This window comes from Pseudomonas sp. GM49 (assembly GCF_000282355.1).
In the GTDB taxonomy this organism is placed as follows: Bacteria; Pseudomonadota; Gammaproteobacteria; order Pseudomonadales; family Pseudomonadaceae; genus Aquipseudomonas.
In genome coordinates, this window is record NZ_AKJL01000063.1 from 1 (window position 1) to 13,375 (window position 13,375).

Genomic DNA, 13,375 nt, shown 5'->3' on the forward strand with positions numbered 1-13,375 from the left:
GTGGTGAACATCCTGACCATGGACCACGGCACCGCCGCGGTCGTCTGCACCCATAAAGCCGTGGGCCTGATCACCCTGACCGGCAGCGTCAATGCCGGGCGCATCGTGCTCGATTACTGCAAGGCCAATATCGCCAAGCCGTCCCTGGAACTGGGCGGCAAGACCCCGGCGATCATCGAGGCCGATGCCGACCTCGAAGCGGCCGCCAGTGCCATCGTCGCTTCCAAGACCACCCACTGCGGCCAGTTGTGCACGGCGGTGGAGCGGGTCTATGTGCAGGAAAGCGTCTACGACAAATTCCTCGGCCTGCTGAAAGAGAAAATCAGTGCGGTGAAACTCGGCGACCGCGCCACCGATGCCAGCCTGATGGGGCCATTGGTCAACGCCAGTTCGCAGCAGAACATCCACGCCATGGTCGAGCGCGCCATTGCCGACGGTGCGGTGCTGGAAACCGGCGGCGTGCTGCCTGAAGGCAAGGGCCATTTCTATCCGCCGACCCTGCTCAGCGGCTGCCGTCAGGACATGGAAATCATCCAGGAAGAAATCTTCGGCCCGGTGCTGCCGGTGCTCAAGTACCGCGACATCGACGAAGCGCTGGCCATGGCCAACGACCACCAGTTCGGCCTGTCGTCGGTGCTCTACACCGAGAACTACCGCACCGCACAGAAAGTCGCCAACGCCATCGAGGCCGGTGAGTTGTACGTCAATCGCACCCCGGCCGACCCGTACCAGGGCTTCCACGCCGGCTGGAAACGCTCGGGCCTGGGCGGTGATGACGGCAAGCACGGCATGCTTGAATTCACCCAGACCCGATTGGTGGTGATGAAGTACTGATCCACCGCAACACGCCTCACACTGCATCTATAAAAACAATTATCACGGCCGCCCGGACACCGGGCGGCCAGAGGTCTACTCAATGTCCAAGCAAGCATCCACTGCTGCCGCTGTTCAGGGTTCGAACGCGGGTCTAAAAAGCCACAGTGACAAGGGAAGTCGTTATTTCCAACTGATGCTGTTAGTGCTCGCCGCCGGCGCGATCTACCCGATCCTGTACCTGCGCCAGGTCTACCAGACCACCATGCTCGAAGTGTTCCAGATCAACCACAGTGAACTGGGTTATCTGTACTCGATGCTGGGCACGATTTTCCTGTTGTCGTATCTGCCCAGCGGCTGGCTGGCGGATCGCATCGCACCACGCTTTCTGATTTTCTTCTCACTGGTGGCTACCGGCGCCCTGGGCCTGTGGTACTCCACCGCGCCGTCGATGACCGGCCTGATGATCATCTTCGGTTGCTGGGGCCTGACCACCGGTTTGACCTTCTGGGCCTCGGTGCTCAAGCGGGTGAAGATGATTGCCCATCACTCCGAGCAAGGCCGCTTCTTCGGCATCCTCGACGGCGGTCGCGGTCTGGTGGAAGCCTTGCTGGCGACGGTTGCCCTGGGCCTGTTCGCCTTCGCCACCGAAAGCCGTGGCGAGTCGGCGGCCGAAGGCTTCAAGCACGTGGTTTACCTCTATGCCTTTACCTGTATCGCCATCGGTTGTGTGCTGGTGCTGATCAAGGATCCGAAGTCGATGGAAGACACGGCGGCGGTGGAGAAGGGCAAGTTCAATCTGCTCAGCGACCTGGCCACCCTGGTGAAAATCCCTGAACTGTGGCTGGTTACCGCCATTGTGTTCTGCGGTTACCACATCTTCTGGGCCACCTACAGTTTCTCCGATTACTTGCAAGGTGGCGGCATGACCGCGGTCATGGCCGGCACCATCACCACCATCAAGTTGTGGATGCGCCCCATCGGCGGTATCGGTGGCGGTTGGTTGGGCGACAAGTTCTCCAACATTTCGGTACTGGTCGTCGCGTTGTTCCTCGCGTCCCTGGCGATGATCGGCCTGATCGTGTTCCCGGCCCTCAACAGCCTCGGCCTGCTGATCGGCACGGTGATTTTCATCGGCCTGATGACCTACGCCATTCGCGGGCTGTACTGGGCGATTCTCGATACCTGCAACATCCCGCTGCGCATCACCGGCCTGGCCATCGGCATCGTCTCGGTGGTGGGTTACCTGCCGGATGCCTTCATTCCCTTGATCAATGGCTACCTCACCGAGAATTTCCCCGGTGCCTTTGGCTACAAGCTGTATTTCGGCTACATCGCATTCGTCGGCCTGCTCGGGACCCTGGCAGCCCTGACCCTGCGCGCACGGATCAATCGTAAATCCTTGAACACGACTAATTTGAAAAAGACAGGTGCCTGAGATGAAAATCGTCGCCCTTGAAACCCATATCGTTGCCGTTCCACCACCGCACATCGGCGGGATGTACTGGCTTTTCGTCAAGCTCAAGACCGACTGCGGCATCGAAGGCGTCGGTGAAATCTACGCCGCGACCTTTGGCCCCAAGGCCATGGTGCCGATCATCGAAGACGTGTTCGAACGCTACCTGCTGAACCAGGACCCGCACCACATCGAACGTTTTTTCCGCCAGGCTTATTCGAGCGGCTTCACCCAGCGCCCGGACCTGACCATGATGGGCGTGGTCAGCGGCCTGGAGATGGCCTGCTGGGACATCATCGGCAAGGCGGCGAACAAACCGGTGTACGAGTTGCTCGGCGGCAAGGTCCACGAAAAGCTGCGTTCCTACACCTACCTGTACCCGGTCAACAGCAAGGGTGAGTACGACTACGACGACCCGGACCTGGCCGCCGAGTGCGCCATCGAGAACATGAACAAAGGCTTCACCGCCGTGAAGTTCGACCCGGCAGGCCCGTACACCGCGTATTCCGGTCACCAGATTTCCCTGGAAGTGCTGGAACGCTGCGAGACCTTCTGTCGCAAGATCCGCGAAGCGGTGGGTGACAAGTGCGATTTGCTGTTCGGCACCCACGGGCAGATGGTGCCGTCCTCGGCCATTCGCCTGGCCAAGCGCCTGGAGAAGTACGACCCGCTGTGGTTCGAAGAGCCGGTGCCGCCAGGCCAGGAAGACGCGATGGCGCAAGTCGCGGCCAAGACCAGCATCCCGATTGCCACCGGTGAACGCCTGACCACCAAGTACGAATTCTTCAAGTTGTTGCAGGCCGGCGGCGCGTCGATCCTGCAAATGAACGTCGCACGCTGCGGTGGCCTGCTGGAAGCGAAGAAGATCGCGAGCATGGCCGAGGCGTATTACGCGCAGATCGCCCCGCACCTCTACAACGGTCCGATTGGCGCGGCGGCGAGTTTCCAGCTGGCGACGTGCACACCGAACTTCCTGATCCAGGAAAGCATCATGACCTGGGGCGGTTTCCATGCCGAAGTCCTGACCAAACCCTTGCAGTGGGAGGACGGCTACATCATCCCGTCCACCGAGCCGGGCCTTGGCGTGGAGCTGAACATGGATGTGGTGCGCAAGCATTCGCCGTACACCGGTTCACGCCTGCACCTGCAAATGGCGCCGACCCCGGCTGATGTCAAAGACACATCGCCGGCCAGGGGCTGACGGGAGAATTTTGTAGGAGCGAGCTTGCTCGCGATGATCGTCAACGATAACGCTGGGGGCCTGATACCCCGCGGTGTTCTCAGGTTCATCGCGAGCAAGCTCGCTCCTACAGGGCTCTACCCATTCCGGTTTATTAGAACAACGACTTACGCGGTAACCGTGCATGACATACGACTACATCATCGCTGGCGCCGGCGCAGCAGGCTGCGTTCTGGCCAATCGCCTCTCGGCCTCCGGGAAACACACGGTGCTGCTGCTGGAAGCGGGCGGGAGAGACAGTTCCCTGTGGTTCAAGATCCCGGTCGGCTTCGCCAAAATGTATTACAACCCGACCTTCAACTGGATGTACTACAGCCAGCCGCAAAAGCAGCTGAACAACCGCGAGATCTACGCCCCGCGCGGCAAGGTGCAGGGTGGCTCGGGTTCGATCAATGCGATGATCTACGTGCGCGGCCAGGCCCACGATTTCGATGACTGGGCGGCCAACGGCAACGACGGCTGGGGTTTCAAGGACGTGCTGCCGTACTTCCGCAAACTGGAAAACCACCCGCTGGGTGACAGCGATTACCACGGCGGCAGCGGCCCGATCAGCATCACCCCGATGAAGGGCCAGACCCATCCGATCTGCGATGTGTTCCTCAAGGGTTGCGACGAACTGGGCTACCCCATCAGCGACGACTTCAACGGGCCGAAATTCGAAGGTGCGGGCATCTACGACGTCAACACCCGCGACGGCCAGCGTTGCTCCAGTAGCTTCGCCCATTTGCATCCGGCATTGAGCCGGCCGAACCTGACGGTCGAGCATTTTGCTCTGGTGGACCGGGTGCTGTTCGACGGCCGGCAGCGCGCTACCGGGATATCCATCACCCAGCATGGCGTGGTGCGAACCTTCAGCGCCAACAAGGAAGTGATCCTCTGCGCCGGTGCCGTGGACACACCGAAGATTCTGCAACTGTCCGGTGTGGCCGATCAGGCGCTGCTGGCCAGGCACAACATCCCGCTGGTCAAGCACCTGCCGGCGGTGGGACAGAACCTGCAGGATCACCTGTGCGCCAGTTACTACTACAAGGCCAACATCCCGACACTCAACGACCAGCTCAGTTCGTTGTTCGGCCAGTTCAAACTGGGCCTGAAGTACCTGTTCACCCGCAAGGGCGCGCTGGCGATGAGCGTCAACCAGGCCGGCGGGTTCTTCCGTGGCGACGAGCAGCAGACCAACCCGAACCTGCAGTTGTACTTCAACCCACTGTCGTACCAGATCCCGAAAAACAACAAGGCCAGCCTCAAGCCCGAGCCGTACTCAGGCTTCCTGCTGTGCTTCAACCCATGCCGGCCGACCAGTCGCGGGCACATCGAAATCGCTTCGAAAAACCCGCGGGATGCGGCGCTGATCGACCCCAATTACCTGAGCACCCAGAAGGACATCGACGAGGTGATCCAGGGCAGCCGCCTGATGCGCAAGATCATGCAGGCACCGGCGCTCAAGGGCATCACTGTCGAAGAAGTGTTGCCGGGACCGATGGTCGAAACCGACGAGCAGATGTTGCAGTACTTCCGCGAAAACAGTGGCTCGATCTACCACCTGTGTGGTTCCTGCGCCATGGGCCCGGACGAGCACAAGTCGGTGGTGGACAAGCGCCTCAAGGTCCACGGGCTGGACGGTTTGCGCATCGTCGATGCGTCGATTTTCCCCAACGTGACGTCGGGCAACACCCACGCCGCCGTGCTGATGGTGGCGGAGAAGGGGGCCGACCTGATCCTGCAGGACGCTTGATGCCGGTCACCTGGCTGTATCAAAAATGAATTTCCACGGTCTGCGCTGCTCATAACTTTAAGTGGCGGGCTAGAACCCGCGAAATCATTGAGGCAATCAGGGAGCGGCACGGTCATGAGTCGAGTACCGACAGCGGGTGGAGATCTTCCTGGCGGGTTGATTCTGGTGGTTGAGGACGACCCACTGATCCTGGAGTTTCTCTGTGAGATTCTTCAGGAGGAAGGTTTTGTCGTCGAGCCGCATATCAGTGCGGACGCGGCAGCCATCTATCTGGAGCAGCATGCGCCGCAGGTGGGCTTGTTGCTGACGGACATCACCATGCCCGGCACGCTCAATGGTGCGGACCTGGCCAACCAGTTCGGCGATCGCTGGCCGGACAAGCCGATCATGATCATGTCCGGTTTCGAAACGCCGGCCAGTTCCGGGGTGCGACACGCCGTTTCGTTCATCAAGAAACCCTGGGCCATCGGTCCGTTGCTGGAATGTGTCGACGGCGCCTTCAAGTCCAGGAGACTCAACTGAACCGCTCGCAGATGCTACATTGCCGGGCAAATCCGTGCGGCACCTGCGAGGTTCTTTTCCTTGTCCGATCACTCTGTTTTCAACTCGACTTACCGTGCCTTTCTGTTCGACATGGACGGCACCGTCCTGACGTCCATTGCCGCCGCCGAGCGCGTCTGGACAACCTGGGCGGTGCGCCATGGTGTCGATGTCGAAACCTTCCTGCCGACCATTCACGGCACCCGTGCCATCGACACCATCAGGCGCCTGGGGTTGCCCGGGGTGGATGCCGAGGCCGAAGCCGCGTGGATTACCGAAGCGGAAATCGAGGATGTCGACGGGGTATTCGAAGTGGCTGGCGCGGCGAAATTTTTGCGGTCTTTGCCTGCCAGCCAGTGGGCCATCGTCACTTCCGCCCCGCGGGAACTGGCGTTGCGGCGGATGGCGGCGGCGGGGATTCCCGAGCCTGAGGTGCTGGTGACTGCCGAGGATGTCACGGCTGGGAAGCCCGATCCTGCGGGGTACAAGCTCGCGGCCCGGCGCCTGGGCGTCGAGCCTGCGCAATGTCTGATTTTTGAAGACGCCACAGTGGGGATTCTGGCGGCCGAGGCGGCGGGGGCGGATTTGATGATTGTCACGGCGACCCATGAGCAGCCGATCAGGACGGCCCATGCGACGTTGGCGGGTTATGAATCGGTGCGGGTTCAGGTGGATGCCGCTGGCCTGCGCCTGCTCGCCATCTAATGTGGGAGCGGCGGTGCGGCGATCCGACTTGCTCGCGAAAGCGTCCTTTCAGTCGACATGTTTGTTGAGTGAGGGACCGCCATCGCGAGCAAGCTCGCTCCCACAGGGTCCTGCGTTGCTTCAGTAAAGTCCGGGAACCAACCGCCAGGTGCGGGCGCAATAGGCCTCGTATTCGCTGCCGAACTGCGCCTTCAGCAAAGCCTCTTCCGAGTGAATCCGGGCAATCAGCGGGATCAGGGTCAGTGCTGCCAGCAGCAACCCGACCCCCGAACGAAATGCCAGCGCCCAGCCCACGGCGATGACCATCATCCCCAGATAACTGGGGTTGCGCAGGTTGCGGTAAACCCCCTCGGTGACCAGTCGATGCCCCGGCTGGATGGCCACCAGCCCGCTGAAACGCTTGCCCAGCACAAACACCGGCCACAACCGTAGCGCGCCGCCCACGATGAACAACAGCGCCCCGAGCCAGCGCACGCCCTCACCACCGAAAGTCCAGAAATCGATACGGTCGGTATAGGCCGGCAGAAAGCCGCTGAGCACACCGATCACGCCGAAAGCCGGGAGGACCCAGCGATTGGCCCGGTCTTCGCGTACCCCCGAACTCAGGTTGACTTCGGTGAACAGTGAGACGACGGCCATGATCAGGGTGGCCATGGCCACGACGACCAGTGAACCGTGGCTGAAGTAAGCCGCGAAACCACCCAGTCCCCAGATCGCCAGGGCAAGGTAGGCGAGGGTGCTGACGACGGCGAAAAACGCCAGTTTTACTGAAATTTTCATGACACCTCCAAAAGCAACCTCCGGTATGTTCAGTGTAGAGACTGATGATTCCCTCGCAGGGCCGGGGAGTGATCAAAGCACCTCTGCTCGCGCATTGCGCCGAATCACCTGTGGTGGTTGCCCGAACGCCCGCAGGAACGTTTCGCGCATGCGTCGGCGGTCTGTGAACCCGGTTTCCAGGGCGATCTGGTCAAGCGTCAGGCGTCCGCGTTCGAGCATCTGTCGCGCCGCTTCCAGGCGCAGGTTTTCAATGGCCTTGGCCGGCGATTGCCCGGTTTCGGCGCGAAACGCCCGGCTGAATTGCCGGGGGCTGAGGTTGGCCACTTGCGCCAGTTGCTCTACTGAAAGGGGCTGCGCGAGGTGTTCCCGGGCGTAGCCGAGCACGGTTTGAATACGATCGGATTTAGGCTCCAGCTCCAGCAGCGCCGAGTGCTGCGACTGGCCGCCAGCGCGGCGGTGGTACATCACCAGTTTCTGTGCCACCGCCCGGGCCAGCTCGGCGCCGTGATCCTTTTCGACCATGGCCAAGGCGAGGTCGATACCCGCTGTCATGCCGGCGGAGGTCCAGATCGAACCGTCGATCACATAGATGCGATCGGCTTCGACCTTGATCGCCGGAAACCGCGCTTGCAGTTCCCGGGCGTAGGCCCAGTGGGTGGTGGCCCGCCGCCCGTCGAGCAAGCCGGCCTGGGCCATGACGAACGCCCCGGAGCAGATCGACGCCGTACGGCGTGCCGTGTTGATGCTGGCCCGCAGGTAATCCAGCACAGCCTCGGGCGCCTGTTCGACGATGGCGTCGCCACCGACCACGATCACCGTGTCGAATACGCGCCCGTCGAATGCCTCCGTGCCGACGCTCAAGCCGCCGGAGGCCCGCAGGTTGTGTCCGTTTTCGGACAGCACGCGTACGTCATACAGCGCTTCTGCGGCACTGAAATTGGCGTACTCGAACACCGGCATGGCGGCCAGCGCCATGGACTGGAAACCCTCGAAAACCACGAACGCCACGCTGATCATGGATCTGCCCTCAAACGGATGTGTCCTAAAAACGTACTTTAAACGTCATTTAAGACAGTAGAAAGTCCCTTTATAACGGTCTGCACCCGGCGAATCTCTCGCCTCACCGTAGAGGAATTGCACCATGGCTCTCTCATCCAAAGGTACTGCACTGATCACCGGCGCTTCTTCGGGCATTGGCGCGGTGTATGCCGATCGCCTCGCCCGGCAGGGTTACGACCTGATTCTGGTGGCCCGCAGCCGGGGCAGACTCAATGCCCTGGCCAGCCATTTGAGCGACGAAACCGGGCGCACCGTGGAAGTGGTTGTCGCCGACCTGACGAACAAGGCGGATTCGCTGCGGGTCGAACAGATCCTGCGCAGCGACGCGAGCATCACCTTGTTGGTCAACAATGCCGGGGTCGGTGGCGTCATGCCGCTGCTCGCCAGTCCCGTGGACGACATGGACGCGATGATCAACCTCAATGTGACGGCGTTGATGCGCCTGGCCTATGCGGCTGTACCGGGCTTCGTCGCCCGGGGCACCGGCACCGTGATCAATATCGCCTCCATCGTCGCCATCGCCCCGGAAATCCTCAACGGCGTGTATGGCGGGACCAAGGCGTTTGTCCTGGCACTGAGCCAGTCGATGCAGCATGAACTGGCGGACAAGGGCGTACGCATTCAGGCGGTGTTGCCGGGGGCGACCGCCACCGATTTCTGGAGCGAGGCCGGCAACCCGGTGGAAAACCTGCCGAAGGAAATCGTGATGTCCGCCGAAGACATGGTCGATGCTGCGCTCGTCGGCCTGGCGGACGGCGAAGTGGTGACCATTCCCGGGCTGCACGATGGCAGCCAGTGGGACCGTTACGAAGCCCAGCGCCGGACGCTGTCCGGTTTGTTTGGCAATTGCGTGGCGGCGCCGCGTTATCGCTGAGACGGTCGCCCCGAGGCCGGGTGAACTAAGCTTGGGAGAGAGGACCGTTCACCGCCGGCTCGCGCAAGCTCGACGAGCCGGTGGCGTGTAACAGGAGCCCATATGCTTCACATCCGAACGCCTTTGATTCTGCACCCCGGCCTGTCGACTCCGTCCCGCCGTATCTGGCTGAAACTGGAAAATCTGCAACCTGGCGGTTCGTTCAAAATACGCGGCATCGGGTTGCTGTGCAGCCGGGCGGCGCAGCAGGGAAAGCGCAAGGTGGTCTGTCCCTCCGGCGGTAACGCGGGACTGGCCACGGCCATGGCCGCTGCATGCCTGGGGCTCAAGGCATGCATCGTGGTGCCGCACACCACCCCGCAAAGCACCCGGGCGCGGATCAGCAAGACCGGCGCCGAGGTGATCGTGCACGGCAAGGTCTGGGACGAAGCCAATCAACTGGCACGGGAACTCGCCCAGGACCCGCGCAGTGAATTCGTGCCGGCCTTCGACCACCCGGTGTTGTGGGAAGGGCACAGCACTATGGTCGATGAAATCCTTGACGACTGCCCGCCAGTGGATGTGCTGGTGGCATCGGTGGGCGGCGGTGGCTTGCTGGCGGGGCTGCTCACCGGCCTGATTCGTCATCGGCACACCGATTGCCGCATCGTTGCCTGCGAAACCGAAGGCGCGGCATCGTTCGCCGCGGCGGTGGCGGCCGGGCACCCGGTCAAATTGCCGAAAATCGACACGGTCGCCACGTCCCTGGGCGCTGCGCAAGTGGCCGCCTGGCCGGTCAAGCACATCGGCGATTTCCCGTATGAGTGCGTGGTGCTCAGTGATGATGAAGCGATCATGGGCGTGGTGCGTTACGCCAATGATTTGCGTCAGCTGGTCGAGCCAGCGTGCGGCGTTTCATTGGCGATTGCCTACCTCGATCACCCGGCGATTGCCGATGCCCATGACGTGGTGATCGTGGTGTGCGGCGGGGTGAGTATCAACGCGCAGCTCGTGGCCGGGTGGGCACGCTTGTCCACTGGCTCGCACGCCAGGTAGGGCCGGAAACGCTATCCCGGTGTCACAAGCCCCACCGCTGGCGATGACGGTCTTCAATGATCGGTGGCAACGCCATCCTGGACGAGGATGGCGCGGGCCAGGTCTTCGTCGCTTGCGTTGTTGAGGGCGGGATTGTCCTGACGGACTTTTTTCAATACCGCCTCCAGATAAGCACCACGAATCGCACCGCCACTGGCGACGAAGCTGGAAGCGTCATCCTGGGCGGGAATCATGAGTTTGTGGTCTTTGAACGTCGAATAAAGCGAGGCGGAAACCCCGGCCGAGGTAGCGACATCTTCGGCATCCACTTTGGCCAGAGCGGAACCTGCGGGTAAACAAAGAACCAGGGAAGAAATGATAAACAGACGGCGCATGACGGTGTCCTCCGACAGCATGAAGCACAAGGGAAGTACCACATAATTTAGGATGCACGGCGATCACCAAGAGTTCCCTGGCACCGCCGAGCGCGTGGTGAAGCGCTTGAACGACCGATGATCAGTGCTGGCCCTGCTTCGCGGCCATCGGGTCTATGCTAGGGAGTGCGCTTACTGCCATCGGAGAACTCTGATGATCACCGTACGCACTGCCTGCCTGCTGGCCGATTACAAACGCTGGGCCAATCAGCGCCTCTTCGACAGCCTCGCGGCGCTCCCTCCGGGCGAAGTCAAAAAAGAACGGGTGTCGGTGTTCAAAAACATGATCGGCACCCTCAATCACGTCTACGTGGTGGATTGCATCTGGCGGGCGCACCTTGAAGGTCGGGGACATAACTTCAAGACTTCACACGATCTGCTGCATGCCGATCTGTCCGAACTGCGTATGGCGCAAAAAGAGATCGATCGCTGGTATTGCGACTGGAGCGCCCGGCAAACCGATGCGTCCCTGGACAAGTCCGTGGAGTTCACCTTTGTCTCGGGCGAAAGCGGCTCCATGAGCGCCGGCGCGATGCTGATGCACGTGGTCAACCACGCCAGCTATCACCGTGGCTGGGTGGTGCAGATGTACTTCGAGATTCCCGCCATGCCACCGGTGACCGACATGCCGGTGTACCTGCGCGAGTCCGAGCCGCTGCTGTTCCGCCCGGTCAACGTGCCGGTGGTGGAACCGCCATGTGCTGTGCAATTTTCGAGCGCAACCAGCGTTCTGCCGGATCGTTATCGCTGACCCCGTTCCATGGATGTTGGATGTGCTGCCGCCATCGCGAGCAGGCTCGCTCCCACACGGGATCTGCAGCGAGCAAAAGTGCTGCGTACGACATCAATCAACTGTGGGAGCGAGCTTGCTCGCGATAGCGGTGGGTCAGTCACATCGATGTTGGATGTGCTGCCGCTTTCGCGAGCAAGCTCGCTCTCACACGTTTGGCGCTTTACTCAGGCGGATCAAGTCGATCCAGCGCCCGGTTCACTGCCAACTCACCCAACATGATGACCTGGGCAATGCCCAGCAGCGTGTTGCGATGCGAGCCCTCCAGAAAACCCGCCAGATCATTGGTCATCACATTGGCCGAGGCCAGTGATTCGCAGGCGTGGGCCAACAGGGTCTCGGTGTCGATGTCGGGGTTGATGGTGAACATCGTGGACGGTTTGTGGGGAGTGGCCATGATGTTGGCGGCGGGGTTGAGGTAGTGATTGAGGGCGCGTTCGGCGGCTTCGTGGAATTGCTTTGAATCGGGGCTTTCGTAGGGGGAGGCTGGATTTGTTTCCGGGGGATTGGGTGTGGGCTTGATCATTGATGGAGCTCCTAATTGAAATCACGGAGCCTTCAGCCCTCGCTACCAAACGAGGGGTGGCGGCCATACGCGGGTTGGTAGACCGGTAATTAGGAACCCGGCGCTCCCGAGAGAGCCCTGCGCATGGCCACCATAAAACAGAGACTTGAAAGGTCTGCAAACGGTGCGCTATGCGCCTAATTAGTCCGGGCTACCAAACCCGATCGCTGTTTTTCAGCGACCGGCTAACGATAAAGCCTGGACTCAAGGCGCGTAAGCCGGCGGATTCTGGCGTAACCGTAGGCAATGACGCAAGGCGCTGTAGCTTTCATCAAGTTACGCTGACAGCCGTTAAACAAGGGCGGTCAGTCGATGTTTAATGTGCGGCTGTCACGACAAAAGCATGGCTTTGGGCTGAGCACGAAACCTGTGGGAGCGGGCTTGCCCGCGATGGCGGAGTGTCAGCCGACGGTGTTGTTGGCAGGTAGATCGCAATCGCGGGCAAGCCCGCTCCCACAGTGTTGTGTGTTGGATTCAGGCTCCGTCAGCACCTTCCTGAATGTCTCCACCAGCGGCCGCAGGTTGATCCGGTGCCACGCCGCCCACAATGGCGTGGTGAAGCAAATCCATGGCACTTCCCGCAGCACCACGCCCGGCGGGGCGTTGCGGCTCAGGCCTTTCTGGATCATCGCGATGCCCAGCCCCGAAGCGACCAACCCAAGTGCGGTGAAAGGTTCGGTGGCCTCCATGCGGATGTCCGGCGTGAAGCCGGCGCGGATGCAGGCGCTGACGAAGTCGTCGTGGCAGCTGGCGTTCTGTCGGTGCTGCACGCCGATCCATTCCTGGTCGGCGAGGTCCGCCGGGGTCAGCACGGTCTGCTGCGCCAGCCGATGGTGCTCGGGCAGGGCCAGCAGCATCGGGTCGTCCAGCACCTGGAAACCCAGCAGGTCGGGGTCGTCATCGGTCGGTGGTTCGCTGACCAGGGCGATGTCCAGGCTTCGCTGGCGCAAGCCTTCTAGTTGTTCGGCCGAGCTGAGGTTGTACAGCGCCACGTGTACGTTCGGCCGGTCGACCCGCAGCACGCGCAAGGCATTGGGCAGCACGCCAGCGTGCATGGCATTTTCGATGTAGCCAATGCACAGGCCGCCTTCTTCGCCGCGCCCCAGACGCTTGCCGAGGGATTCCAGGCGATTGGCGTGGGTCAACAGGGCGCGGGTTTCGGCGAGGAAGGTCTGGCCGTCGCGGGTTAGGCGGATGCGTTGCTGGCTGCGCTCGAACAGGGTCAGGCCCAGGCGTTCTTCGAGCTGGGCGATCTGCCGGCTCAGGGGCGACTGGGAAATGTGCAGGCGTTCGGCGGCGCGCCCGACGTGTTCTTCCTCGGCGACGGCGACGAAGTAGCGCAATTGGCGGATGTCGATCATGTCAGACCT

The 13,375-nt window shown here is 61.5% G+C and carries 14 protein-coding genes; 9 read left to right on the forward strand and 5 right to left on the reverse strand.

Going from position 1 to position 13,375, the window contains the following annotated elements; translation table 11 throughout:
• The 6 genes from PMI29_RS23470 to PMI29_RS23445 all read left to right on the forward strand — a co-directional run.
• Window positions 1–834 (forward strand): aldehyde dehydrogenase family protein (locus tag PMI29_RS23470; protein ID WP_033052091.1); only part of this gene is annotated, 834 nt, incomplete at its 5' end.
• Between the two features lie 82 nt (window positions 835–916).
• A complete protein-coding gene (locus PMI29_RS23465; protein WP_007995182.1) occupies window positions 917–2,251 on the forward strand; it encodes an MFS transporter in 1,335 nt (444 codons plus the stop codon).
• A gap of 1 nt (window position 2,252) precedes the next feature.
• A complete protein-coding gene (locus PMI29_RS23460) occupies window positions 2,253–3,470 on the forward strand; it encodes a mandelate racemase/muconate lactonizing enzyme family protein (RefSeq protein ID WP_007995183.1) in 1,218 nt (405 codons plus the stop codon).
• A gap of 163 nt (window positions 3,471–3,633) precedes the next feature.
• Window positions 3,634–5,244, forward strand: coding sequence for a GMC family oxidoreductase (locus PMI29_RS23455; RefSeq protein WP_007995184.1), 1,611 nt, complete (start codon window positions 3,634–3,636; stop codon window positions 5,242–5,244).
• 114 nt (window positions 5,245–5,358) lie between these two features.
• Entirely contained in the window at window positions 5,359–5,766 is a 408-nt protein-coding gene (locus tag PMI29_RS23450; RefSeq protein ID WP_007995185.1) for a response regulator, read from the forward strand.
• Between the two features lie 60 nt (window positions 5,767–5,826).
• On the forward strand, window positions 5,827–6,489 hold the full coding sequence (locus PMI29_RS23445) for an HAD-IA family hydrolase (RefSeq protein WP_007995186.1): 663 nt from the start codon (window positions 5,827–5,829) through the stop codon (window positions 6,487–6,489).
• A 120-nt stretch (window positions 6,490–6,609) separates the two neighbouring features.
• Here the strand turns inward: PMI29_RS23445 and PMI29_RS23440 are convergent, their stop codons facing one another.
• Together PMI29_RS23440 and PMI29_RS23435 are read right to left on the reverse strand one after the other, a co-directional pair.
• Window positions 6,610–7,269, reverse strand: coding sequence for a methyltransferase family protein (locus PMI29_RS23440; RefSeq protein ID WP_007995187.1), 660 nt, complete (start codon window positions 7,267–7,269; stop codon window positions 6,610–6,612).
• A 72-nt stretch (window positions 7,270–7,341) separates the two neighbouring features.
• Window positions 7,342–8,286 (reverse strand): GlxA family transcriptional regulator, encoded by a 945-nt coding sequence (locus tag PMI29_RS23435; protein WP_007995188.1) that lies wholly within the window; start codon window positions 8,284–8,286, stop codon window positions 7,342–7,344.
• 124 nt (window positions 8,287–8,410) lie between these two features.
• Here PMI29_RS23435 and PMI29_RS23430 point away from each other — a divergent pair, with 124 nt between their 5' ends.
• Together PMI29_RS23430 and PMI29_RS23425 are read left to right on the forward strand one after the other, a co-directional pair.
• Window positions 8,411–9,202, forward strand: coding sequence for an SDR family NAD(P)-dependent oxidoreductase (locus tag PMI29_RS23430; RefSeq protein ID WP_007995189.1), 792 nt, complete (start codon window positions 8,411–8,413; stop codon window positions 9,200–9,202).
• A 102-nt stretch (window positions 9,203–9,304) separates the two neighbouring features.
• Window positions 9,305–10,237 (forward strand): pyridoxal-phosphate dependent enzyme, encoded by a 933-nt coding sequence (locus PMI29_RS23425; protein ID WP_007995191.1) that lies wholly within the window; start codon window positions 9,305–9,307, stop codon window positions 10,235–10,237.
• A 53-nt stretch (window positions 10,238–10,290) separates the two neighbouring features.
• Here PMI29_RS23425 and PMI29_RS23420 read toward each other — a convergent pair whose 3' ends face one another.
• Complete coding sequence (locus PMI29_RS23420; protein ID WP_007995194.1) at window positions 10,291–10,611, reverse strand: DUF2388 domain-containing protein; 321 nt, start codon at window positions 10,609–10,611, stop codon at window positions 10,291–10,293.
• Between the two features lie 193 nt (window positions 10,612–10,804).
• Between PMI29_RS23420 and PMI29_RS23415 the strand changes: the two genes are divergently transcribed.
• Complete coding sequence (locus PMI29_RS23415) at window positions 10,805–11,401, forward strand: DinB family protein (protein ID WP_007995195.1); 597 nt, start codon at window positions 10,805–10,807, stop codon at window positions 11,399–11,401.
• 202 nt (window positions 11,402–11,603) lie between these two features.
• Here PMI29_RS23415 and PMI29_RS23410 read toward each other — a convergent pair whose 3' ends face one another.
• Both PMI29_RS23410 and PMI29_RS23405 read right to left on the reverse strand, forming a co-directional pair.
• A complete protein-coding gene (locus tag PMI29_RS23410) occupies window positions 11,604–11,966 on the reverse strand; it encodes a DUF6124 family protein (protein ID WP_007995197.1) in 363 nt (120 codons plus the stop codon).
• Between the two features lie 440 nt (window positions 11,967–12,406).
• A complete protein-coding gene (locus PMI29_RS23405) occupies window positions 12,407–13,366 on the reverse strand; it encodes a LysR substrate-binding domain-containing protein (RefSeq protein WP_007995200.1) in 960 nt (319 codons plus the stop codon).
• Between the last annotated feature and the right edge of the window lie 9 nt (window positions 13,367–13,375).

What these genes read in the sequence shown, in the direction of transcription:
- PMI29_RS23465 (WP_007995182.1), top strand. Translation starts at nt 917, where the DNA reads ATGTCCAAGCAAGCATCCACTGCTGCCGCTGTTCAGGGTTCGAACGCG.
- PMI29_RS23460 (WP_007995183.1), top strand. Translation starts at nt 2,253, where the DNA reads ATGAAAATCGTCGCCCTTGAAACCCATATCGTTGCCGTTCCACCACCG.
- PMI29_RS23455 (WP_007995184.1), top strand. Translation starts at nt 3,634, where the DNA reads ATGACATACGACTACATCATCGCTGGCGCCGGCGCAGCAGGCTGCGTT.
- PMI29_RS23450 (WP_007995185.1), top strand. Translation starts at nt 5,359, where the DNA reads ATGAGTCGAGTACCGACAGCGGGTGGAGATCTTCCTGGCGGGTTGATT.
- PMI29_RS23440 (WP_007995187.1), bottom strand. Translation starts at nt 7,269, where the DNA reads ATGAAAATTTCAGTAAAACTGGCGTTTTTCGCCGTCGTCAGCACCCTC.
- PMI29_RS23435 (WP_007995188.1), bottom strand. Translation starts at nt 8,286, where the DNA reads ATGATCAGCGTGGCGTTCGTGGTTTTCGAGGGTTTCCAGTCCATGGCG.
- PMI29_RS23430 (WP_007995189.1), top strand. Translation starts at nt 8,411, where the DNA reads ATGGCTCTCTCATCCAAAGGTACTGCACTGATCACCGGCGCTTCTTCG.
- PMI29_RS23425 (WP_007995191.1), top strand. Translation starts at nt 9,305, where the DNA reads ATGCTTCACATCCGAACGCCTTTGATTCTGCACCCCGGCCTGTCGACT.
- PMI29_RS23420 (WP_007995194.1), bottom strand. Translation starts at nt 10,611, where the DNA reads ATGCGCCGTCTGTTTATCATTTCTTCCCTGGTTCTTTGTTTACCCGCA.
- PMI29_RS23415 (WP_007995195.1), top strand. Translation starts at nt 10,805, where the DNA reads ATGATCACCGTACGCACTGCCTGCCTGCTGGCCGATTACAAACGCTGG.
- PMI29_RS23410 (WP_007995197.1), bottom strand. Translation starts at nt 11,966, where the DNA reads ATGATCAAGCCCACACCCAATCCCCCGGAAACAAATCCAGCCTCCCCC.
- PMI29_RS23405 (WP_007995200.1), bottom strand. Translation starts at nt 13,366, where the DNA reads ATGATCGACATCCGCCAATTGCGCTACTTCGTCGCCGTCGCCGAGGAA.